The 22,078-nt window shown below is 47.6% G+C and carries 21 protein-coding genes; 17 read left to right on the forward strand and 4 right to left on the reverse strand.

Translation table 11 applies throughout. The features are described from left to right. The first annotated feature begins 133 nt into the window (after nt 1-133). From ABHN01_RS03825 to ABHN01_RS03840, 4 genes are all read left to right on the forward strand, one after another. Nucleotides 134-1,009: a LysR family transcriptional regulator gene (locus ABHN01_RS03825; RefSeq protein WP_429874438.1), complete on the forward strand. Its 876-nt coding sequence runs from the start codon at nt 134-136 to the stop codon at nt 1,007-1,009. 78 nt (nt 1,010-1,087) lie between these two features. Beyond that, the gene (locus ABHN01_RS03830) at nt 1,088-2,776 is read left to right on the forward strand and encodes a ribulokinase (protein WP_429874439.1); all 1,689 of its coding nucleotides are present in this window, start codon (nt 1,088-1,090) and stop codon (nt 2,774-2,776) included. Between the two features lie 278 nt (nt 2,777-3,054). Further along, nucleotides 3,055-4,032, forward strand: a complete 978-nt coding sequence (locus ABHN01_RS03835) for a nuclease-related domain-containing protein (RefSeq protein ID WP_429874440.1) — start codon at nt 3,055-3,057, stop codon at nt 4,030-4,032. 73 nt (nt 4,033-4,105) lie between these two features. Continuing rightward, nucleotides 4,106-4,876, forward strand: a complete 771-nt coding sequence (locus ABHN01_RS03840) for an SDR family NAD(P)-dependent oxidoreductase (RefSeq protein WP_429874441.1) — start codon at nt 4,106-4,108, stop codon at nt 4,874-4,876. 42 nt (nt 4,877-4,918) lie between these two features. Here ABHN01_RS03840 and ABHN01_RS03845 read toward each other — a convergent pair whose 3' ends face one another. Continuing rightward, the gene (locus tag ABHN01_RS03845) at nt 4,919-5,692 is read right to left on the reverse strand and encodes a DeoR/GlpR family DNA-binding transcription regulator (RefSeq protein WP_429874604.1); all 774 of its coding nucleotides are present in this window, start codon (nt 5,690-5,692) and stop codon (nt 4,919-4,921) included. Nucleotides 5,693-5,971: 279 nt separating this feature from the next. Here ABHN01_RS03845 and ABHN01_RS03850 point away from each other — a divergent pair, with 279 nt between their 5' ends. The 6 genes from ABHN01_RS03850 (at nt 5,972) to glpX (ending at nt 11,824) form a co-directional block, all read left to right on the forward strand. Then, nucleotides 5,972-7,090: an MDR/zinc-dependent alcohol dehydrogenase-like family protein gene (locus ABHN01_RS03850; RefSeq protein ID WP_429874442.1), complete on the forward strand. Its 1,119-nt coding sequence runs from the start codon at nt 5,972-5,974 to the stop codon at nt 7,088-7,090. Nucleotides 7,091-7,185: 95 nt separating this feature from the next. Then, nucleotides 7,186-8,433 carry an MFS transporter gene (locus tag ABHN01_RS03855; protein ID WP_429874605.1) on the forward strand — a complete coding sequence of 416 codons (1,248 nt, stop codon included), beginning with the start codon at nt 7,186-7,188 and terminating at the stop codon, nt 8,431-8,433. Nucleotides 8,434-8,637: 204 nt separating this feature from the next. Beyond that, on the forward strand, nt 8,638-9,120 hold the full coding sequence (rpiB, locus tag ABHN01_RS03860; protein ID WP_429874443.1) for a ribose 5-phosphate isomerase B: 483 nt from the start codon (nt 8,638-8,640) through the stop codon (nt 9,118-9,120). Then, entirely contained in the window at nt 9,101-10,105 is a 1,005-nt protein-coding gene (locus tag ABHN01_RS03865) for a dihydroxyacetone kinase subunit DhaK (RefSeq protein WP_429874444.1), read from the forward strand. Before rpiB ends, ABHN01_RS03865 begins: the two co-directional genes overlap by 20 nt. A gap of 12 nt (nt 10,106-10,117) precedes the next feature. After that, nucleotides 10,118-10,768: a dihydroxyacetone kinase subunit DhaL gene (gene dhaL, locus ABHN01_RS03870; RefSeq protein WP_429874445.1), complete on the forward strand. Its 651-nt coding sequence runs from the start codon at nt 10,118-10,120 to the stop codon at nt 10,766-10,768. A gap of 96 nt (nt 10,769-10,864) precedes the next feature. Next, nucleotides 10,865-11,824 carry a class II fructose-bisphosphatase gene (gene glpX, locus ABHN01_RS03875; RefSeq protein WP_429874606.1) on the forward strand — a complete coding sequence of 320 codons (960 nt, stop codon included), beginning with the start codon at nt 10,865-10,867 and terminating at the stop codon, nt 11,822-11,824. Between the two features lie 55 nt (nt 11,825-11,879). Here glpX and ABHN01_RS03880 read toward each other — a convergent pair whose 3' ends face one another. Further along, nucleotides 11,880-13,145 carry an ATP-binding protein gene (locus tag ABHN01_RS03880; RefSeq protein ID WP_429874446.1) on the reverse strand — a complete coding sequence of 422 codons (1,266 nt, stop codon included), beginning with the start codon at nt 13,143-13,145 and terminating at the stop codon, nt 11,880-11,882. 260 nt (nt 13,146-13,405) lie between these two features. Between ABHN01_RS03880 and ABHN01_RS03885 the strand changes: the two genes are divergently transcribed. Further along, nucleotides 13,406-14,836 carry an amino acid permease gene (locus tag ABHN01_RS03885; protein ID WP_429874447.1) on the forward strand — a complete coding sequence of 477 codons (1,431 nt, stop codon included), beginning with the start codon at nt 13,406-13,408 and terminating at the stop codon, nt 14,834-14,836. A 39-nt stretch (nt 14,837-14,875) separates the two neighbouring features. On the opposite strand, the gene ABHN01_RS03890 is transcribed toward ABHN01_RS03885, so the two are convergent. Next, on the reverse strand, nt 14,876-16,654 hold the full coding sequence (locus tag ABHN01_RS03890) for an ABC transporter substrate-binding protein (protein WP_429874448.1): 1,779 nt from the start codon (nt 16,652-16,654) through the stop codon (nt 14,876-14,878). Between the two features lie 115 nt (nt 16,655-16,769). On the opposite strand from ABHN01_RS03890, the gene ABHN01_RS03895 reads away from it, so the two are divergent. From ABHN01_RS03895 to ABHN01_RS03905, 3 genes are all read left to right on the forward strand, one after another. Continuing rightward, entirely contained in the window at nt 16,770-18,038 is a 1,269-nt protein-coding gene (locus ABHN01_RS03895; RefSeq protein WP_429874449.1) for an MDR family MFS transporter, read from the forward strand. Nucleotides 18,039-18,117: 79 nt separating this feature from the next. Beyond that, on the forward strand, nt 18,118-18,534 hold the full coding sequence (locus tag ABHN01_RS03900) for a MarR family winged helix-turn-helix transcriptional regulator (RefSeq protein ID WP_429874450.1): 417 nt from the start codon (nt 18,118-18,120) through the stop codon (nt 18,532-18,534). Beyond that, entirely contained in the window at nt 18,518-18,868 is a 351-nt protein-coding gene (locus ABHN01_RS03905) for a DUF3147 family protein (RefSeq protein ID WP_429874451.1), read from the forward strand. The genes ABHN01_RS03900 and ABHN01_RS03905 overlap by 17 nt, the downstream gene beginning before the upstream one ends. Before the next feature lies 1 nt (nt 18,869). Here ABHN01_RS03905 and ABHN01_RS03910 read toward each other — a convergent pair whose 3' ends face one another. Continuing rightward, nucleotides 18,870-19,472: a flavin reductase family protein gene (locus tag ABHN01_RS03910; protein ID WP_429874452.1), complete on the reverse strand. Its 603-nt coding sequence runs from the start codon at nt 19,470-19,472 to the stop codon at nt 18,870-18,872. 90 nt (nt 19,473-19,562) lie between these two features. On the opposite strand from ABHN01_RS03910, the gene ABHN01_RS03915 reads away from it, so the two are divergent. From ABHN01_RS03915 to ABHN01_RS03925, 3 genes are read left to right on the forward strand one after another with little or no spacing between them, the layout of a single operon-like run. After that, a complete protein-coding gene (locus ABHN01_RS03915; RefSeq protein WP_429874453.1) occupies nt 19,563-20,261 on the forward strand; it encodes an ArsR/SmtB family transcription factor in 699 nt (232 codons plus the stop codon). Between the two features lie 42 nt (nt 20,262-20,303). After that, nucleotides 20,304-20,642, forward strand: coding sequence for an MmcQ/YjbR family DNA-binding protein (locus ABHN01_RS03920; RefSeq protein WP_290399023.1), 339 nt, complete (start codon nt 20,304-20,306; stop codon nt 20,640-20,642). A 27-nt stretch (nt 20,643-20,669) separates the two neighbouring features. Further along, nucleotides 20,670-22,046 carry a dipeptidase gene (locus ABHN01_RS03925; RefSeq protein ID WP_429874454.1) on the forward strand — a complete coding sequence of 459 codons (1,377 nt, stop codon included), beginning with the start codon at nt 20,670-20,672 and terminating at the stop codon, nt 22,044-22,046. The last annotated feature ends 32 nt before the right edge of the window (nt 22,047-22,078 follow it).

Below are 22,078 nucleotides of genomic sequence, written 5' to 3' on the forward strand. Positions count from 1 at the left end.
CCTGTATGATTTCATGTTACTCCCGTACGCTGTATAAGTAAAATCACTCTTTTGGATGCTGATGATAACTGATTTGTTATAAATGAGTTAAACTAAGATTTAAACATATGTTTAAAAACGGAGGGGAGAGACTGTGGATCAGGAGCTGTACGTGTTTGTGACAGTCGTTGAAAAAGCCAATTTTTCGAATGCTGCCGAAGCTTTGCATATCACCCAGCCGGCAGTGAGCCGATACATTAAAAACTTAGAGGGGAAAATGAACGCGAAACTGCTGGAGCGCAGCAACAAGATGGTGCAGATGACAAAGGCTGGTGAGATCGTCTATCATCACGCGAAGGAAATTTTATCATTGCACGGGAAGATGAATGTGCTTGTCGCTGACTTGATGAGTGAACCGAGCGGCAGACTGAGCATTGGTGCAAGCTATACATTTGGTGAATATATCCTGCCTCACATCATCGCATCGATCCGTTTGGAATTTCCGAGGATCCATCCGTCCATCATGATCGGCAACACCCGAGAAATCGTTCATCAAGTGGCAACCCGGCAGATTGATATGGGAATTATTGAAGGTAAGATGACAGATGAGCACGTCGTAATGGAGCGGTTTTCGGCAGACAGCTTGGTGGTAGTTGTTTCAGCCGGACATGAGCTTGCTCAGAAGGCAGAGGTTTCGTTCTTGGATCTTGAGAATGAAACGTGGATTGTCCGCGAGCAGGGGTCCGGAACCCGTGAGGCAACTGAGCAGATGTTTACTGACCACCACTTTACTCCAGGTTCGGTCATGGAGTTCGGCAGCACACAGATCATTAAAGAGTCGGTTGAAGCGGGGCTCGGCATTTCTTTTCTTTCCACATGGACGATACGGAAGGAGCTGGCTCTAGGAACGCTTAGAGTCCTTGATCTGACGGGCTTTCCGGTGCAGCGCCAGTTCACGCTGGTCACGCAGGATACGGAATTTCGGACGAAGGCAATGGAAGTGTTTTTGAGGGTTCTGAAGCAGGGATGAGGTTTGTTTTTTGTGCGTTTCCCGAAAAAGTGTAGTACTATTCTACAAAAGAGCAATACATCAAGGGAGGTTGCTGTTTTGCAGAAAAGATATGTCATCGGCATTGATTATGGAACAGAATCCGGGCGAGTTCTGCTCGTGGATGCTGCTACTGGAAAAGAAATCGCTACAAATGTTACCGTTTACAAACATGGTGTAATGGACAAGAAACTTCCTGGGGGCACAGTGCTGGAAGCGGATTGGGCGCTGCAGCATCCCGAGGATTATTTTGATGTTCTGCGTGAATCGGTTCCCGCTATCCTTCGACAGGCAAAGGTAAGTGCAGAAGATGTGATCGGTCTTGGCATCGATTTTACTTCTTCCACGATCATGCCGCTAACTGAGGATGGAGAGCCTCTCTGTTTGAAGCCTGGCTGGGAGAACCTGCCGCATAGCTGGGTGAAGTTATGGAAGCATCATGCTGCACAGCCTGAGGCGGACGAGCTCACACGGCTTGCAGAGGAAAGGGGCGAGGGCTTTCTCAAGCGCTACGGCGGAAAAGCATCATCGGAATGGATGTTCCCTAAAATTCTGCAGGTCTTGAGGGAAGCTCCCGAGGTTTTTGAAGAAACAGATCTGTTCATGGAGGCAGGGGATTGGGTCACCTCGAGGCTTGCCGGTCATATCGTCCGAAGCAGCAATACGTGCGGCTATAAAGCGTTTTGGAATAAAGAAGAGGGCTATCCTTCCGCGGATTTTTTTAAGGCGCTGGACTCTCGGCTTGAAAACATCGTCGAGACAAAAATGCGCGGCCCTGTTTTGTCCATCGGTGAAAAAGCAGGAGAGCTAACAGAAGAAATGGCCGCTCTAACGGGATTGAAGCCGGGGATCGCGGTCGCGGTAGGTATTATTGACGCGCACGCCGGTGTTCCGGCTGTCGGGGCTGTTCAACCAGGCCAGCTTGTAATGGCGATGGGTACCTCCACCTGCCATATGCTGATCTCTGATGTGGAACAACCGATAAAAGGTGTATGCGGCATTGTAGAGGACGGCATTATTCCAGGCTTCATCAGCTATGAAACGGGGCAGGTCGCAGTCGGAGACTCCTTTGCGTGGTATGTTGACGAAGCCGCCCCTGACTATGTAAAAAAAGAAGCGGCAGATGCCGGATTGAATGTCCATCAATTACTGGAAAAGAGGGCAGCAGCCTATAGGCCGGGCCAGTCGGGGCTTATTGCGCTGGACTGGTGGAACGGCAATCGCTCTGTTCTTGTGGATGCAAATTTATCTGGAGCAATCGTTGGTTTAACATTGGCCACCAAGCCTGAAGAAATTTATCGTGCTTTATTGGAATCCACAGCCTTCGGAACAAAAAGGATCATCGAGAGTTTCGTTGAGGCAGACGTGGCAGTTGATGAAATCTTTGCGGTTGGCGGACTTCCTGAACGCAATCACCTTTTGATGCAGATTTATGCAGATGTGACGAAACGGGAAATCAAAATCGCCGACTCTCGCCAGACAACCGCACTTGGTGCTGCAATGTACGCAGCAGTTGCAGCCGGAAGTGAGGCAGGAGGCTATGATTCCATTTTTGAAGCAGCTGAGCATATGGCCAGTGTGAAGGAAGAAACCTTCAAGCCCATTCCAGAGAACGTAAGGCTGTATGAAGAGATGTACCGCTATTATTTAGAGCTGCATGATTTCTTCGGACAGGAGAACGGTTCGTTGATGCATGGACTGAAGCGCCTGAAAAACGGTGCAGAAGCAGAAGCACTGCAGAATAATTAGGTTCGGCGTCCCGCTTTGTTGAGCGGGACGTTTTTTTTGAAGGGCTAGTTGTGTGGGTGCGGATGCAGTGTTTGGCATGTAACGTGCAGTGTTTGGCATGTAAAAGGGGCAAAGCGGCACGTAAACCGTAAAAAGTGGACGGTAATCGACAAAAAGTGGACGGTAAACCTACAAAACCTGCACGTAAACAAACATGCACACAAATAATCAACAAACGGTAGCAGGAATCCATCCCAACCAACTGGAATAATTACCGAAAAGAAAGGAGAAGTGATAATTTGATCATAAAGGAGCGGACATTCCCGCAATATTTAACTGCTCTCGAGGCCCTATTAAGGCGAATCCCCAAAAATCATCCCAAACGGCCAGATATTGAGTCGGATCTAGCCAAAAGGCAGGCGGGCTACTGGGGCGAAAAGGCGTTGGACTATCCTTTGGGCTTTTTACCAGAGAAGGAATATAGCATCTTCCACGACCTCAGGCTTCCTGACGGAAATCGGCACTTCCAACTCGATACCCTCATACTTTCCCAGCGTTTCGCGTTAATCTTAGAGGTGAAAAACATCGCTGGCACCCTCATTTTTGATGTTAACTTCAAACAGTTAATCAGAATCACTAAAGAAAAGGAGGAAGCATTTGCTGACCCTATCCTTCAGGCTGAATTGCAAAAAATACAGCTTCAGACCTGGTTTTCAAAGAATAAACTGACTCAGCTCCCCATCGAAACCTTGGTCGTAATCAGTCATCCCAAAACCGTCATAAAAAATTCTCTTATTAAGCTTTCCCCCGAGTCCTCCAAAAAAGTAACCCAAAACAAAGATATCCCCTTCCGAATCGCCTCATTCCAGCAAAAATACGACAAAGAAGTGCCCCTAAAAGACATCAATAAAATTTCCAGACAGCTTCTTAAATCCCACACGCTTTTTACGCCGGACGTTCTTTCACTTTATGAAATTGCCCCTCATGAAATGCTGACAGGCGTGCATTGCCAAAACTGTAATCACTTGCCGATGACCAGGTTTTATGGAAAATGGTTTTGTACAGACTGCTCATTTTCCTCTAAAACGGCTTATCTTGCAGCGCTCAGTGATTATGCAGCCCTGATCGGAAACCGCATTACAAACCGCGAGCTGCGCCATTTTCTTCAGCTATCCTCACCTTCTGTCGCCGCAAAAATCCTCCATTCTATGAACCTCTCATCTTCGGGAGGCCATCGAAACCGCTCCTACCAACTAATTTCTGAAAAAATGAAATAAAACAAAAATAAAATTGACAAAACGAAAGTAAATGATAGAATTCTACATAACTTTTATTTTGGGGAGGATATGTATGGACTATCAGCAGCTTTTTAGTTTAAAAGGGAAAACGGCACTTGTGACAGGCGGAGGAAGAGGATTGGGGAAAGCAATGGCTGATGCACTTGCACAGGCCGGAGCAAACGTAGTGATCGCGGATATGGATGAGAGCACAGCAAAGCAGAGTGCTGAAGGGCTCGCGGGTCACCAGGTAAAAACGCTGGGTCTTCAAATGGATGTTACCGAAGAGGCTGAGGTGAAAAGCTGTATTGATGAAATTGTAAGCGATTTCGGTTCCATTGATATTCTTGTTAACAATGCGGGGATCTGCCAGAAGATTACGGTAGAGGAACAGAGTTTGGAAGATTGGAAGAAAACGATGGACGTGAACGTGAATGGGGTTTTCCTGCTCTCTAAATATGTGGGTAAGGTGATGAAAGAAAAAGGCGGCGGCTCGGTCATTAATGTCGCTTCCATGTCGAGCTTTATCGCCAATACGGAAGCGCAGTGCGCGTACAATGCCTCAAAAGCAGCGGTAGCTATGATGACCAAATGTCTTGCCTCCGAGTGGGCACCCTACAACATTCGGGTGAACGCGATTGCGCCGGGCTATATGAAAACAGAGATGACCAAACCGATCTTTGCGCCGGAAGGAGAACTTGCGCATGTGCTCGATCTTGTACCGATGAAACGGCTGGGAGAGCCGCATGAACTGGGCGGCCTGGCGATCTATCTCGCATCCAATGCTTCCACCTTTGCGACGGGATCAACCTTTATCGTCGATGGTGGCTATACGATCTGGTAATAAAAAAAGCAGCCGGCAAAATTTTTGTCAGGCTGCTTTTCTTTATTCGGTTTCCACTGTAATTAATTCAACACCATGCTGTTCGAGAGCGGGTTTATCGCTTTCGGCGTCACTGCTGTCCGTGATGATGATGTCGAGGTCATCGAGAGCGGCGAAGGATGCGATGGAGTTTTTATGAAATTTCGAATGGTCGAGCAGGGCAACGACTTTCTTGCTCGCCTTAACCATTGCTTTTTTCAATTCGACTTCATAGACGCTGAAGTCGGTAAGTCCGGATTCAATAGAGAACCCGTTGGCGGAAGTAAACAGCAGATCAATATTAATCTGACTCAGGATGTTAACGCCAAGTGTTCCTTCCAGGGAGTGTGACCCTCGTTTTACGATGCCCCCCAATAGAATAACGGTAATATCCGGGTGTTCATTGAGCTCAAGGGCTGTATTGATCCCGCTTGTCACCACTGTCAGCCTGATCTGGCGGTCCTTTAAAACGCGGGCGAGCTCAAGAGCCGTCGAACTGGCGTCGAGCATGATGCACTGTCCATTTTCAATGAGGGCAGCAGCCTCCTTGGCAATCGCTGACTTCTCGGTTCTATTTTTCTTTTCACGGATGGAGAAGCTTGTTTCATTTTCATTCGGCTGGGCTAAAACTGCACCACCGTGCGTTCTTTTCAATAGGCCCTCTTCTTCCATGCGTGTTAAGTCTGTACGGAGAGTCGCTTCAGAAACTTTTATTTCTTTGGCAAGTTCTTTAATGGAGACCCTCTGGCTCTCATTTAATCTATCAAGGATGGCTTTGCGTCGTTCTAGTACAAACATTTTTCCCAATAAAATCACCTGTTTCTTTTTATTATTCTATTACACCATCTTTCATAAACATTGTAAATCAATAATAAAACAAATTAAAACGAAAACAAAATGTAAAAAATTCAAAAATTAATTGACTATTCAAACTTATGAGGACTATAATGAACCCAATACCTCGTAATTATGAAAACAAACGATAGAAAAAGAAAGAATATAAAAATAAAAAAGGAGGAAAGCAAATTATTCTTTGAGAAAATGAAAGCGTTATCTAATCAAAAAAAGGGAGAGATGATGATGACCATGAAAACGGTAGCTGAGCAAGATACAAAGAATGTGAGTATTCCGAAGACCATGAAGGCGGTTGTCGCCTATGCGCCGGGAGATTACCGGTTTGAAACGGTTCCTGTACCTGAAATTGGGGAAGGTGAGATTCTAGTCAAGGTGGAAGCGTGCGGAATTTGTGCCGGGGATCTAAAAGCGTTTGACGGTGCACCAAGCTTCTGGGGAGATGAAAAGCAGCCGGCTTATATTAAAGCCCCAATGATCCCGGGCCATGAATTCATTGGCCACGTCGTCGCTCTCGGGGAAGGAGTAACCGGTTTTGAAGCAGGCGAACGAGTGATATCCGAACAGATCGTTCCTTGCTGGGACTGCCGTTTTTGTAACCGCGGCCAATATTGGATGTGTGAAAAGCACGACCTCTACGGGTTTCAAAACAATGTAAACGGTGCCATGGCTGAGTATATGAAGTTTACGAAAGAAGCCATCAATTATAAAGTGCCTGAGGATCTGCCGATTGAAAAAGCCATTTTGATCGAACCTTATGCATGTTCCTTCCACGCTGTACAGCGTGCGCAGATTCAGCTTGGAGATGTCGTCGTCCTTGCTGGTGCAGGAACGCTCGGTCTTGGAATGATCGGGGCCATCAAAAAATCGGGGCCTGGAAAACTGATTGTCCTTGATCTTTTTGAAGAGCGCTTAAAGCTGGCGAAGGAGTTTGGCGCTGATCTGGTGCTTAACCCGGCGAAGGAAGATGTAAACGCGATCGTTAAAGAATTAACAGACGGCTATGGGTGTGACATCTACATTGAAGCAACCGGGGCGCAGAAGTCGGTGGAACAGGGACTTGCCATGATCCGCAAGCTCGGGCGTTTTGTGGAGTTCAGTGTATTTAAAGAGCCGGTAACGGTGGACTGGAGCATCATCAGTGACCGAAAAGAACTGGATGTCCTCGGTTCCCACCTTGGCCCTTACTGCTATGAGCATGTCATTAAAGGAATCTCCAATGGGGACCTTCCGACAGATGGTGTTGTGACGCACACGCTTCCATTGGAGGAATTCGAAAAAGGATTCGAGCTTGTGAAGAATGGGGCAGAGTCCTTGAAAGTTGTGCTTGATCCGAATCTGTAAAAATTAATGGCTGCCGGCGGGAAGCTGGCCATCGAGCTTGCAAATGAAAGGGCAAAGGAGGAATACAAGTGGATCGTCTTTTGGACAGAATCGGAATGGACCGGAAAATGGCTCTCGGTTATTTCGGGGTTTTGATTTTTATGATGGGTGATGGGCTTGAATTAGGCTGGCTTTCATCTTATTTAACAGACCATGGTCTAACGATGCAGGAGTCCGCTCTTATATTTAGTGTTTATGGTTTTGCTGTAGCGATTGCAGCCTGGCTGTCAGGCGTTCTGGCAGAGGTGCTGGGGCCAAGGAAGGCGATGATCATCGGGCTGCTCCTGTTCGTAGCCGGCTCGGTTGTTTTCCTGACGTTTGGGATTACGAGCATGAATCTTGCCATCATGCTTCCGACCTATGCCTTAAGGGGATTGGGATATCCGCTCTTTGCTTATTCTTTCCTCGTATGGGTGACTTACTATGCACCATCTGACAAGCTTGGAACCGCGGTCGGCTGGTTCTGGTTCGCTTTCAGCGGCGGATTAAACGTACTGGGCGCTTACTATTCCAGCTTTGCGCTGCCTGTGCTCGGTGAGATGAAAACACTATGGAGCGCCCTTATCTTTGTCTTACTGGGAGCGACCGTTGCGATTTTCCTAAATAAAGACAAAGAACACAAAAAGAAATTTGAAAATAAAGGCGACGCTTTAAAATATCTGTTAAAAGGCGTGACCATCGCATTTGAAAATCCGAAAATAGGCATGGGTGGAATTGTGAGGACGATTAACACATCCGCTGCTTACGGTTTTGTAGTCTTCATGCCAGCGTTCATGATGGAGATCGGGTTCACTCGATCGGAGTGGCTGCAGATCTATGGATCGCTCTGGACGAGCAACATCATCTTTAACCTTATTTTTGGGATCGTTGGCGACAAGCTCGGCTGGAGAAACACGGTGATGTGGTTTGGCGGCGTGGGCTGTGCGGTTTTTACAGCAGCATTCTATTATGTACCGCTCGCAGCTGGTCCCAATTACTTTGTAGCAACCGCGGTTGCCGCTTGCTATGGCGCATGTCTTGCAGGGTTCGTGCCGCTATCTGCGTTAATTCCTTCGCTTGCTCCAGAAAATAGAGGTGCGGCGATGTCCATTCTTAATCTTGGTGCAGGGCTAAGTACTTTCGTGGGCCCTGCCATCGTAGGCGCATTTATCGGAATGGTAGATACAGTGGGAATCATCTGGATCTACACAGGCTTATACATCGTGAGTGCTGTTTTGATGAAATTTGTAACTCTGTCTAAAAAGGAAGCAGAAGAAGCTGAACGGATTTCCATGCAGGAGTTCAAAACCGCACAAAAGGCATAAGCCGGTTGGTGAATTTAAAGGTGAACAGAACGTCTTTTACGAGGCGTTCTTCTTTTTACCAAAAAAGTAATAAATGAAAGTAAATGAAAATAAATAAAAATAAATAATTGACATAAAACAAAATAAATGAAAAAATAAACGAAAGAAAACAATAATTAGAAAATTTCGTCTTAAAACTAAAAGAGAGAGAAAGGGAGTTGTATAATGAGGATAGGATTGGGTTCTGACCATAATGCCTTTGACATGAAAGAAAGTATTAAAACCTATATACAAGAGCTGGGGCATGAGGTAATAGATTACGGCTGCCATTCGTGTTCCGAGGTCGATTATCCGGAAGTAGCGTTTGAGGTAGGAGAAGACATCATTCAAAATAAACTGGACAGAGGAATCCTGTGCTGCGGAACCGGGATTGGTGTAGCGATCGCTGCGGGAAAAGTCCCTGGCATCCGGGCAGCCCTTTGCCATGATACGTATTCTGCAGAACGAGCACAGAAAAGCAATAATGCTCAAGTGCTCACCATGGGATCCAAGGTCATTGGAATAGAACTGGCCAAACAGGTGGTGAAAACCTATCTCGATTCTCATTTTTCTGGAGGGAATTCCGGAAGAAAAGTGCAGCAGATCACCGATAAAGAACAAGAATTTCTGAAAGGGGATAGTGTTCATCATGAAAAAACTTATAAATAATCCAAACCGTGTAGTAGAAGAAATGATCGACGGATACGCAAAAGCACACCCGCAGCATGTCAGAGTGCTGGAAGAAAACAGCCGCTCGATTGTAACAGCCAGGGAGACGGCAGAAAGCAAAGTCGGTGTTCTCATCGGCGGCGGCTCAGGGCATGAACCAGCGTTTATGGGCTACGTGGGGCAAGGAATGGCAGACGGAGCTGCCGTTGGAAACATTTTTGCATCACCCCCGCCGGATCCGATCCTTGAAGCAACAAAAGCGATCGATAAAGGGGCCGGCGTGATCTATGTATACGGCAACTATGCTGGAGATCTGATGAACTTCGGGATGGCCGCAGAACTGGCAGAATTGGAAGCGGACATTCAGGTCGGCAAAGTCATTGTCACAGATGATTTGGCATCCGCCCCGAAAGAGGAAAAAGAGAAGCGCAGAGGCATCGCTGGAGAATTCTTCGTCACAAAGGTAGCCGGTGCTGCTTCAGAAAAAGGCTATAGCTTGGGGGACGTCGTCCGAGTGGCTAATAAGGCGAATGAACAGACACGTACGATGGGTGTCGGACTATCCCCTTGTTCGCTCCCGCAAACGGGTAAGCCAAGCTTCGAACTGGAAGAAAACGAGATGGAAATTGGTCTTGGCCATCACGGTGAACCGGGTGTTGAAAAAGGCGATCTGCAGCCGGCCGATCAAGTGGCCGACCGTTTAGTCAGCGACATTTTAGCCGACATGCCATTTGGTGAAGGCGAAAAAGCAGCCGTACTCGTCAATGGCTTGGGATCAACGACAAAAATGGAGCTTTATATCGTTTTCCGCAGGGTGGAACAGATTTTAAATGACAATGGAATAAAGATCCATCGCTCGTTCGTCGGCGATTACAGTACATCCCTTGAGATGGGCGGTTGCTCCGTCACGCTCATCAAGCTTGATGATGAACTGCTGGAATTTATCGATGCACCGGCTGACTGTCCGATGTATATCCAACGCTAAGGAGGAAATCACATGTCATTTACAGCGAAAGAATGGAAAGCCTTTTTACAGGGCGTGGTGGATACAGTAGAAAAAAATAAAGATTATTTGTCTGAGCTAGACCGCAAATTGGGAGATGGAGATCACGGGGTGACCATGTCGATTGGCTGGCAGGCTGTTCAAGACAAGCTGAAGGGTGAACTGCAGGATGAAGAGGACTGTGGAAAGATCAGTATCATGGCAGGGAGAACGTTTCTAAGCGCTGTCGGTTCAACCGTCGGGCCTCTTTATGCGACAGGATTCTTAAGAGGCGGCAAGGAAATTCAAGGTAAGAACGAGCTTTCCGGTGAAGACTTATACCGCTTTTGGACCGCTTTTATTGAAGGAATCAAAGAAAGAGGACAGGCGGAGGTTGGCGATAAAACGATGATCGATACACTTCAGCCGGCACTGGAAACGCTGAGACAGGAGTTTATGACATCCGGTGATTTTACTGCAGCATTTGCGAAAGCGGTTACTTCTGCTAAAAAAGGCATGGAATCTACCAAAGATCTTCTTTCTAAAAAAGGGCGTTCAAGCAGATTGGGAGAGCGTTCGCTCGGCAACCAGGATCCCGGTGCCACTTCTTCTTACCTTATTTTATCCGCTTTTGAAAGCATCATCACTTCTGTCCAGACCGTGTAATCGCAATATCCCGGGGACCGCTGAACTGAAAACAACCAGGAAGGCGGCCCTCTTTTTTTATGTCCAAAACCGGAAGGAGAGGAATCGAACATGAACATGAGCCTGGATAAAAAAGAAGATATTCAGACGCTGGCGCTGGATTTTCTTTCAGTTGCCCAGCAAGCGGCCATTGCTTCCTATCCGTGGGTAGGAAAGGGCAAGAAAAACGAAGCCGACGGAGCCGGGACGGAAGCGATGCGCACCCGGATGAATACGATCGGAATGGAAGGAACGATTGTCATCGGAGAGGGAGAATTGGACGAGGCGCCCATGCTTTATATCGGAGAAAGGGTAGGCACGGGGGCTGGTCCCTCTGTTGACATTGCGGTTGATCCAGTGGAAGGGACGACGCTGATGTCAAAGGGACAGGATAACTCGCTGACGGTCATTGCGGTTGCGGAGCGGGGGCACTTGCTGAACGCGCCGGACATGTATATGAAGAAAATGGCTGCGGGACCTAAAGCGAAGGGACGAATTGATATTGAGGCTCCATTGACGGATAATATCCTTGCTGTTGCGGACGCATTGGGAAAAGATGTGAGTGAGGTAACCGTCATGATTCAGGACCGAGACCGTCATCAGCCTCTCATTCAAGAGGTGTTCAAAGCAGGAGCAAAAGTGAAGCTGTTTTCTGATGGCGATGTCACAGGCGCGATTGCTACGGCGATCGAGGAGCTTGATGTAGATCTGCTGGTTGGAACAGGCGGAGCACCAGAGGGAGTCATTTCGGCAGCGGCGCTGCGCAGCTTAGGCGGTGATTTTCAGGCTCAGCTCGTCTGTCAAAGTAATGAAGAGTTTAAGCGCTGTGTGGCGATGGGCATGAGCGATCCAGGTAAAATCCTGAGGATGGATGATCTCGTGAAAAGTGACCAATGTTTCTTTGTCGCGACAGGCATTACAGACGGCATTCTCTTGAATGGTGTCCGCAAAAAAAGCGGAGGAGCCCTATTTACCCACTCGTTCATCACCGTGGGCGGAAAAGGCAGCTATTTTCAATTTATCGAGACCCGCCATTAAGATGGCGGGTTCTATGATGAAAACCACTCCCGCAGAGGAGTTTTTACTTTTAGAATTATGAATTCTGGGGCTGTAAGGACTCGGGCTGAATGGGAAAGGTAAGTATGAATACCGTTCCTTTTCCGACCTTGCTATGCACTTTAATGTTGCCTTTCATTGCTCGGACGATGCTGTACACGACCATCATTCCAAGACCGGTGCCTTTGGATCCTTTCGTTGAGTAGTAAGGCTCACCCAAGCGGTCCATCTGGTGTTTGGTCATGCCGACTCCTGAATCTTCAATCCGGACCATGGCCTGTAATGGTGTAGCGATGGATTCGATGGTAAGCTGTCCGCCGCTCGGCATCGACTCAATGGCATTTTTTACGAGATTTAAAAAGCACTGGCGTATCTTTTGCCGGTCTCCATAAATGGATGATACCGGTTCCAGTTTTTCTGTAATTTCTACGGAATATTGGTTAGCGAACGGATGAAGTATTTTAATGACATGATGAAGTTCGTCGTGAAGATAGATATGGCTTAAAGAAACGATGGAAGGTTTAGAAAACGTCAAGTAATCCTGAATCACTCTTTCTGCAGATTCCAATTCACTTTTTACGAGGGACAAATATTCGGTGCGCTTTTCATAATAGGTATCCTCTTCTTGAAGAAGCTGGACAAAACCCATCGCCGTAGTCAGCGGATTTCGTATTTCATGCGAGATCGCTGCCCCCATCTGTTCCACGGCTTCAAGCCTGCTTGTTTTCACAACATGCTCCCGCAGCACCATATTTTTATCAATCAGCTCCAAAAAATACAAAATCATGCCGACACCGAGCGGCGGAATGACCATATAGGCAAACCAGACGTCTACAAGCTCTTTTGAAGAGAACATCATCTGGGTGCATATCATCGTTAAAAAGCTGATGATCAATGTATAGAGGGAAGCTAAAGCGACCCTGAAGTTAGACGAGAGATTAAGGAACCAGGGCGAGAGGCGCCACAAGGAAACGCCGAGCACGGCATAAAGCAGAATATTTAAGAAAAATCCGGTGTCAACCCCGTAAAAGGCCCTTAATAGTACAGCCATCAAACAAAAGAGGGGAGCATACCCCGTATAAAAACCGGCGGCGATGACCGGAATATTTCGAAGGTCCAAGTACATGCTGCTGCTGAGCTTATAGGAGAACAAATAACAAAGAACAAGGGATACAGTGAAATAGACATAGGTCATTTTACGGTAGCGCTCCTGGGCGTGGGATTTTCCAGTTCCAAGCAGGCAAAGAAAGAGCAATACAATGAGTAATGAGAGGTTAAACCAGAAGTGCACAGTGATCTCCATGTGCTATTCACATCCTGTTGATTTTAGGTATATTTTACCTTTTGTACACAAAGTGGACAAGATTTTTTAGTAAGGCAGGTATGGAAAACTAGAGGCAATAGTTAAAATATACCACTATGACCAGATACCGTCGGGTTGACACTTTCTTTATCTGTCTGATATATTAGCATGGTAAAGTAATAAACTATAAAACAGATTTCACTATGAAACGCGGTGGTGAACAGCCATGCGTTTTTTTATATTAGAGGGGATAGATTTAGATGCATACAACGGATACAACGAAAAAATGGGGGTTCTGGCTTTTAGCGGCCTTCGTTATCGGAAATATGGTGGGTTCAGGCATATTCATGCTTCCGAGTACACTGGCACAAACGGCGAGCCCGCTAGGAGTTACCTTTGCCTGGCTCGTTACAGGCTTCGGGGTGATGATGATCGCACTCATTTTCAGTAAGCTGTCGATTCGCCGTCCAGACTTAACTGCAGGACCGCAAAGCTATGCACGCGCGCTATTCAAATCAGAGAAAAAAGGGAACTTAGCAAGCTTTAGCATGGTTTGGGGGTATTGGGTAGCCAACTGGATCAGCAACGTGGCCATGGTCACTAGCTTTGCTGGCTACTTGTCTGCGTTCTTGCCGATTATGCGAGCTGAAAATGTTGTGTTTTCCTTCGGTTCACAGGATATCCGGCTCGGTAAAATCATAACGTTTGGCGTATGTACGGTATTGCTCTGGGGCATTCACTTTATTTTGGTAAGCAGCATGAACAGAGCAGGGAAATTGAATTTTGTTGCGACAGCATCCAAGGTTGCTGGTTTTGCACTCTTTATTGTTGCTGCCCTTTTTGCATTCCAGTCTTCCAACTTCGGTGATTTCTATACACCTGTCGTGGAGGAAGGCGGAACATCACATGGTTTGTTCAGCCAGGTGCAACTGGCAGCCATCTCAACGTTATGGGCGTTTATCGGCATTGAATCCGCCGTTATTTTATCAGGGCGCGCGAAGTCACAGCGGGATGTAAGCCGCGCTACGATCTTCGGCCTTATCGTTGCGCTTGTCATCTACATGGCGATTACGCTTCTAACGATGGGGATCCTGCCTCAGGACGTGTTAAAAGCATCGGACAAACCATTTGTTGACGCGCTTACTGCTTTGATTGGAAGTGCGGGCGGACAGGTGATGGCGATCCTTGCACTCGTTTCCTTATTTGGGGCAACGATCGGGTGGATTTTGTTAAGCTCCGAGGTTCCTTATCAGGCGGCAAAATCGGGAACGTTTCCTGCCTACTTTGCAAAAGTGAACAAAAAGGGAAGCCCGACACGAGCGCTTACAGTCACAAATGTGATGTCACAGATTTTAATTTTCTCTACCATTTCAGGCACCATCAGCCAGGCGTATACGTTCTTAACGACAGCAGCCACGCTTGCTTATTTGATTCCTTATCTAGTTTCAGCTGTCTTTTTCCTGAAGCTGACGTTAAAAGGGGAAACTTCCGGTGGATCACGTGTCATGGACGTCATTATCGCGATTTTAGCACTTATTTACTCGGTATGGGTCATTATTACAGGTACAGCGGATATTAAAACATTTGCTCTGGGGATTGGCTTGTTCCTTGCAGGTTTTATCATCTATCCTTTGATCAACAGGAAGAAGAGCAGAGAAAGCTCAGGAACTGCGGTGTCAGTAAAGAACTAAATCATAGATAAAAGGGAAATAAACGGTGCCAGACACCGTTTATTTCCTTTTTTCATTATTATTCCCGATTTCAGGCTTCACCCATAGCTTTCGGAAATCCGCCCAGCCGAAGTCATTCAGCCGAACGCCCTTCAACAGCACCGGATAGTTCCATTGTTTGGCGATGTGATACAAGTGGAGGAGGATCTTTTCGTCTTCCATGTACGTTTCGATCTCCTCTAAAATTAAATCGCGTTCCTCATAACTTTCCTCACGGGTAAACCTGGCCAGGTGATCGTCCAATATGCCGATTTGCTCTTCAGACAAAAGAGTACGCATGCTCCGCTCACTTTTTATAAAAGAGAGGAAGCCGTATTGGGTATCGCGTTCGAGAACTTCGCCCTTGGAGAGGATTTCAGCGTCCAACGGCTGAGGGTCCAGCAGGGTGTAAGGAGAAAGCTCAACGGAAATGCCGGCCCGAGAAAATGTTTTCTGAAGCCATTCTGCTTCCCGGAGGCCCTCGCTCGTATAGTCCAAGTACTTAAAGGTAAGAGTCTCTCCCTGATAGGAGCTTTTGCTCAATAAGCCCCTCGCACGGTCGATGGAAGCTGGATGAAACGCTGAAAGCTTGCTCCGCTCCGCCCACATGCTGCTTGCCGGACTGTTTCGCCGTCCGCCAAGCTCTGCGATCATGCGGTTCCGGTCGATGAGCTCATCGATGGCCTGGCGGAAATAAAGGTCATGGTGCGGGCCATCTTTTTGGAAATTAAAGACTAAATATTGAGAGCCGTTGTTGTCTACCCTCATCTCGCGGTTTTCCATTCCCTCACTTCCCGGCAGTTCATAGTGCACGATCCGGTCAGCGTTCAGCTCGACGAACCATAGCTCTACACGGTCAAGCAGTGCCCTGCCGTTAAAGTGTTCATCAAAGGCTTCAAGGATAAATACTTTTTCGTTATACTCCGTTACTTTAAACGGACCGGTTCCAATGAGCTCCTTGCCGGTTACAATCGGTACATCATGCGGCAAAATTGGTGCATGGAAGGAGCTCAAGTAATGCAAAAAGAACACGTTCGGCCGTTTTAAAATAATCCTCACTGTGTAGTCATTGAACGTCTGGATGGTATGGATCTCGGAAAACAGATGGAGGTATGGTGATCTTATCGAAGGATCCCGCAGCCGGTCCAGCGTATACTTTACATCCTGTGCAGTAAGGATTCGCCCGTGGTGAAACCGAACGCTTTTCCGCAAATAAAAGGTCCACTCGGTTCTTTCAGGATCCACGTCCCAATGGTGGGCAAGATGAGGTTCAAACTTCTCGGTGACAGGATTAAAGTTCACTAGCGTATCAAAGATCTGCCGGACAAAATGAGCTTCTGCTGCCGAATAGGAATGAGCGGGATCGAGTGCGGCGAGCGGACGCCTCATCGGAATCTTCAAAAGATCCACCCGGCTGGATACGGTCTGTTTGACATGAAGCCCGAAGTTGTCCTGAATACGGCTCTGCAGCTTTTTCGCTAAATGCTCAGGAAGAAGCGGGCGGTTCAGGAATTCCGCAGCCTCCGTGATCAGATTTTTTGCCAGCAGCTTTGAGAAATAGGCGTCGACGGCCTCTTCCAGACTGTAATGGAAAAGCACTTTCGAGCGGTTCCCGCGCCCTTTCCCCGGGATCCACGTGAGCCACTTTTCCTCGCCCATCCTTTTTAGGAGAAGATTGACGTTTCGCTTTGTACAGAAAAATAAGGTTTCCAGCTGGCTGATGGTGACTTCTGCAGGGGCTTCCTCTTTTTGTTCGGGATGCTGCAAGTGCAGGGTGATGTAGTAATCCAGGATCTCCATGCCGGTTTCCTCCATAAAAGGTGAAATTCTTTTCTGAATTTTACACTTTTTCTTCCCCTTTTACTAGAGGAAAATAAACTCCAGATAGAACAACTGGTAAAAGGAGGGAGAAAGAATGTTTCGAGATTTACATCCGAATATAAAGATAAGGATTATAACGTCATTTATGACACGTGCCGTTGGAACGATGATTTTTCCGTTTATGGCGATCTACCTGTCGGACAAAATGGGTCAGGCGCTCGCGGGAATCATCCTGCTGATCAACGTGTTTGTCTCCATTTTGGTTGGGTTTTATGGAGGGTATGTCGCGGACAGGGTCGGCCGTAAAAAGGTCATGGTCATCGGACAGCTGATTACTGTGGCCGCATTCCTGTTTATGACGGCCGCCAATTCCCCCTGGTATGATTCCGCCTGGGTTACATCGTTCATGATGCTCATCCAAAGCATCAGCTCAGGGCTGATGAATCCGGCGGCTGAGGCGATGCTGATTGACGTCAGCACGAAGGAAAACCGGAAATTCATGTACAGCATCAACTATTGGGCGGTCAACCTGTCCATCGCGCTCGGTTCCATTGCAGGGGGATTCCTGTTTAAGTCTCACCGTTTTGAACTGTTTATAGCTATAACAGCCGTCAGTATCCTCACGCTGTACCTTGTCACCTATGTGATGAGGGAGTCCTACACCAAGACTGCCGCAGATCCTGAAAAGATCAACGTGTTCAGGGACATGGCCAACAACTACAAAACGGTCATGAAAGATAAAGTGTTCTTGTGGTTTTGTTTAGCATCCACTCTCATCGTCGCGATTGAGTTTCAGACAGGAAACTACATCTCCGTACGGCTTGAGGACGAATTCACCTCTCAAATGGTATCGTTCGGCGACTGGTTTACCTACCAGCTCGACGGCTTGCGGATGATCAGCTGGATCCGGACATTGAATACAGTGCTCGTCGTTGCGGGAACCGTGCTTGTTACGCGCTGGATGAGAAGATATTCGGACCAGAAAGTCATCTATACCGGCTTTTGGATGTACACAGCCGGTTACGCTGTGCTTGGCTACAGCAATTCGGTGGCCCTGCTGCTCGTTTCCATCTTTATCGCTACGATCGGCGAGCTCATGTACGTACCGGTCAAGCAATCGATTATGGCTGATATCGTAAATGATGATGCGCGAAGCTCCTATATGGCGGTTCAGGGCTTAACCTTCCAGATGGCTAAAATTCTTGGAGCGGCCGGCATCACGATCGGATCATTCGTCCCATCCTGGGGGATGGCACTCGCTTATCTCGTGTCCGGGATGCTTGGAATCTACTGTTTTACAAAAGTTACGGGACCACTGAACAAGACTGTTAAAAAAGAAACAAAGAAAGCAGCAGCTGTTTAAAAAAAGGAGGCGTTTTAAGAGCGCCTCCCTCTTGCTTAAAAATACATCGTATTGTACGATATAAAAAGAGGTGAAGAAAATGGATGTTTCATTCTTTAATGAACTATGGACAGATCTGTATTATTTGCTGCATTACAGACATGAAGAAAAATTAACCCACCAAAACGTGAGGTGCATGCAGGCGGTAAAAAAGAAGAAGGATGCGACGGTTGCTGATGTGGCCGATGTTTTGCAAGTGACGCATCATTCTGCATCCGAGCATGTGAAACGGCTGATCGATAAAGGTTATTTAGAGAAAGAACGATCAGCTTCAGACAAAAGGACGGTTTTTGTAAAACTGACTGTGCTTGGTGAAGACGCACTGAAACGGAACACCGAACTCGATGAACAAAAACTCCAGGCTGTCCTGGACCGTTTGAGCAAGGACGAGCAGCAGAGTCTGATGGACGCATTTGAGAAGCTTAGAACGGAGGCAAAACATGTATACGGTCGTTAAAATTACAATATCGGCACTGGTCATTGGTATGATTACTGCTCTTGCCAAACATTCACCGCGCTATGGCGGGATCATTGCCGCTCTTCCGCTGATCAGCCTGCTGAGCTTGTTCTGGCTGCAAAATCAGGGAGAGCGGGCCGATCACCTCAGCCAGTTTTTGTACGGCGTTCTGTACGGTTTGCCGAGCACTATCGTTTTAATTTTCGTTGTCGCCGTATGTCTTAAGCATTCTGTACCATTCTTTCTGTCGATTGTACTTGGCATCGGCGGATGGGGACTATGCCTGCTGATTCAAAAATTCCTCTTGTCAGGGGCTCTGCTCAATTTTCGCTAGGTTACGTCTCTGAACGGTACGTTTTCCCGAGTTCTTCTCCAAGGCCAAAATAGTGCCTGAAATTATAGATTAAAGGCCGCCATTGGGCAGGATCGATGTGGTTTGTTCCTGTGATGATTTCTGGATGAGCATGAACGTTTACGGCCTGTGTCTCCACGATAGCAAAGAACGGTGAATAATCAGGAACACGGATCTGCTCCACTTTTGCTTCGATCTGAAGCGGGCATTCCTGGATTCGGTCCGGCTGGACGCTCACCGATGGTGTGGATGTGAAGCCAGATTCAGTAAACTTGTCTTTTTTGCAGGTGAACCCCAGCATCTGTTTTTCGTAAGGAACTGGATCTTTCCCCGTGTAGGGAGCGAGTTTCTCGACCTTCTCCCATAATGAGGCGTCCGGGATGTTCAGTACGCATTCTGGTGTGTTTTCCAAGTTTTCAATGGCCTTCCCGCCGAGCCCTATACCTAAAATGATGCTGTTTCCCAGAGCCCAGGACGATGAAATGGGGCTGATGTTGGTTGTGCCATCCTCGTTTAGCGTGTTCAGCAGGATGACGGGAGTGCCATAGTATAGGATTTTAGGTGTAATCGTTTGGATTTCTTTCATGTTGATCGCTCCTTTTTTGACTTAAATTATTGTAAAGCAGGAATTCTTCGATGTTCATCGAAATATGGATGTAAAAGGAGGCGATGGTGGATGGCACAATCGAATGTAGCCGAGATTGCTTCGATCGTGAGTGAATCTTCACGAGCGGCGATGCTGACAGTTTTGATGGACGGCCGGTTTCATACGGCCAGCGAACTTGCCTTTATGGCTGGCATCAAACCTCAGACAGCGAGCTTTCATCTTTCAAAAATGCAGGAAGCCGGTTTGATCGTACAGGAAAAACAGGGCCGGCACCGTTATTACGGCATTCAGAACGAAGAGGTCGCGAAGGTGATGGAGTCTTTTCTTTTCATAGCACCGCCTGTCAAAATTAAATCGCTGAAGCAGTCCTCACAGGATAAGGCGATGAGGTATGCACGAACCTGCTATGACCATCTGGCGGGGAGCCTCGGAGTCCAACTCGCGGATGCACTTTTGAAAACGGGTGTTTTACGTGAAGACCACGAGAACTTCCGTGTTACGGAAAAGGGTGAGCTATTTTTTAAAGAACTGGGAATTCCACTCGAAACGGTAAGCAAGAAACGCCGGTCGTTCTCTTACCGGTGTCTGGACTGGAGTGAACGGCGCCATCATCTGGCAGGTGCACTCGGCCAAGCGGTTTTAGAACGGTTAATAGAGCTGGGATGGATTCAGCGTGTTCCTCAAAATCGTGCGGTAAAGGTGACCGAAGAGGGGAAAGACGGCCTGAAAAAAACGTTCGGCATTGATCATTCGAAGGAGGGAACGTAAGTGGCAAGCCATAAACAAATTTTTTCTGAGGCAGGCAAGGGAATGCTTCAGCAGGTGCGGGAGATCTGCAAAGGGTTTCCGGAAGTGACGGAGCAGATTGATGGCTTTGGCCATACGTCCTTCCGTGTGAAGGACAAGCCTTTCGTCATCATGGGGGAAAATGAACAGGGAACTTCTTTGGCGATGAAAACACTGCCAGAAACACAGGAGATCCTTTTGCAGGACGAGCGTTTTTTCAGACCGGCTTACATAGGCCAGCACGGCTGGACCTCCATTTACACTTCGGACCGTCTAAATTGGAACGAGATTCAGAGCTTGATCCTTGAGGCATACTGCCGGACGGCACCAAAGCGGCTGGTGAAGATGCTCAAAGACAAATAAACTAGTGAGGGAAAGGAAGTTCGTATCGTGAACGAAAAAATAGAAAATTATCTTGCAGAGAACAGAGATGCCCATTTGAGACAGCTTAAAGATTTTCTTGCTATTCCGAGCATCTCGACACAAACCGAGCATAAGGGAGATATGGAGAAGGCAGCGGAATGGACCGCACAATCCCTCCGCCAGCTTGGTATGGACAATGTTAAAGTATATGAAACAAAGGGGCATCCGGTCGTGTATGGCGAGTGGCTGAAAGCGGAGGGAAAGCCAACGGCGCTCATCTACGGGCATTACGATGTACAGCCGGTAGATCCCGTAGAGCTATGGAACAGCCCGCCGTTCTCGGCTGAGATCCGTGATGAAAAGCTCTATGCCCGTGGTGCGAGTGATGATAAAGGGCAGACGTTTATGCACTTTAAAGCGTTGGAAGCGATCCTGGAGACAACGGGTACACTGCCGCTGAATTTCAAGTTCTGCATTGAAGGCGAAGAAGAGATGGGAAGCCCGAACCTGCCCGCTTTTGCGGAAGAACACAAAGATTTGTTGGCAGCAGACCTAATCGTGGTTTCAGATACAGGCATGATCGAAAAGGGGAAGCCGGCCATCACCTATGGACTCAGGGGATTGTGCGGTCTGCAGATCGACTTGAAGGGACCGAGCGGAGACGTTCACTCCGGTCTTTATGGCGGGGCCGTTCAAAATCCGATTCATGCACTCGTTAAAATTGTAGATTCCTTCCACAGTGAAGACGGGCATATCCTGGTCGATGGCTTCTATGATGATGTTTTGACCGTGACCGAGCAGGAGAAGGAAGAGTTTGCTACCCTTCAGTTCAATGAGGAGGAAGTAAAGAAGGAGCTGGGTGTCAACGAGTTATACGGTGAAGCAGGCTACACTTATCTTGAGCGGACATGGACCCGTCCGACCCTTGAAGTGAACGGCATCTATGGCGGCTACCAAGGCGGAGGTCTGAAAACGGTCCTGCCTTCAGAAGCCCATGCGAAGATCTCCTGCCGTCTTGTGCCGAACCAGGAACCTGACAAGATCGTGGAGCAGCTGAAACAGCATATTACGAAACATCTGCCTCCTGGGGTCGAAGTAGAGATGACTCGGTTTGATCAAGGCCATCCTTACTTGACGCCGATCGACCATCCTTACGTTCAGGCGGCAGGTGATGCCTATGAAAAAGTGTACGAAGTGAAGACTTCCTATATTCGAAGCGGCGGCTCCATCCCAATCATCGCCACATTTAAACAGTTGTTTAACCTGCCGATTGTGTTAATGGGATTCGGCTTGCCGAGTGAAAACTTCCATGCGCCTAACGAGCACTTTCATCTGGAGAACTTTGATAAAGGGCTGCGCGTTCTGTGCCATTATTGGGAGGATGTAGCGAAGATCGAGTTATAAATCAGGGAGTAACGCCCAGGCTGGAGGAGCCT

Source organism: Fictibacillus sp. NRS-1165 (assembly GCF_050468105.1).
Taxonomy (GTDB): Bacteria; Bacillota; Bacilli; order Bacillales; family Fictibacillaceae; genus Fictibacillus_C; species Fictibacillus_C terrinigri.

Coding starts and splice junctions, on each gene's coding strand:
- ABHN01_RS03840 (WP_429874441.1), top strand. CDS start 4,106: ATGGACTATCAGCAGCTTTTTAGTTTAAAAGGGAAAACGGCACTTGTG.
- ABHN01_RS03845 (WP_429874604.1), bottom strand. CDS start 5,692: ATGTTTGTACTAGAACGACGCAAAGCCATCCTTGATAGATTAAATGAG.
- ABHN01_RS03850 (WP_429874442.1), top strand. CDS start 5,972: ATGATGACCATGAAAACGGTAGCTGAGCAAGATACAAAGAATGTGAGT.
- ABHN01_RS03855 (WP_429874605.1), top strand. CDS start 7,186: ATGGACCGGAAAATGGCTCTCGGTTATTTCGGGGTTTTGATTTTTATG.
- rpiB (WP_429874443.1), top strand. CDS start 8,638: ATGAGGATAGGATTGGGTTCTGACCATAATGCCTTTGACATGAAAGAA.
- ABHN01_RS03865 (WP_429874444.1), top strand. CDS start 9,101: ATGAAAAAACTTATAAATAATCCAAACCGTGTAGTAGAAGAAATGATC.
- dhaL (WP_429874445.1), top strand. CDS start 10,118: ATGTCATTTACAGCGAAAGAATGGAAAGCCTTTTTACAGGGCGTGGTG.
- glpX (WP_429874606.1), top strand. CDS start 10,865: ATGAGCCTGGATAAAAAAGAAGATATTCAGACGCTGGCGCTGGATTTT.
- ABHN01_RS03880 (WP_429874446.1), bottom strand. CDS start 13,145: ATGGAGATCACTGTGCACTTCTGGTTTAACCTCTCATTACTCATTGTA.
- ABHN01_RS03885 (WP_429874447.1), top strand. CDS start 13,406: ATGCATACAACGGATACAACGAAAAAATGGGGGTTCTGGCTTTTAGCG.
- ABHN01_RS03890 (WP_429874448.1), bottom strand. CDS start 16,654: ATGGAGATCCTGGATTACTACATCACCCTGCACTTGCAGCATCCCGAA.
- ABHN01_RS03895 (WP_429874449.1), top strand. CDS start 16,770: ATGTTTCGAGATTTACATCCGAATATAAAGATAAGGATTATAACGTCA.
- ABHN01_RS03900 (WP_429874450.1), top strand. CDS start 18,118: ATGGATGTTTCATTCTTTAATGAACTATGGACAGATCTGTATTATTTG.
- ABHN01_RS03905 (WP_429874451.1), top strand. CDS start 18,518: ATGTATACGGTCGTTAAAATTACAATATCGGCACTGGTCATTGGTATG.
- ABHN01_RS03910 (WP_429874452.1), bottom strand. CDS start 19,472: ATGAAAGAAATCCAAACGATTACACCTAAAATCCTATACTATGGCACT.
- ABHN01_RS03915 (WP_429874453.1), top strand. CDS start 19,563: ATGGCACAATCGAATGTAGCCGAGATTGCTTCGATCGTGAGTGAATCT.
- ABHN01_RS03920 (WP_290399023.1), top strand. CDS start 20,304: ATGCTTCAGCAGGTGCGGGAGATCTGCAAAGGGTTTCCGGAAGTGACG.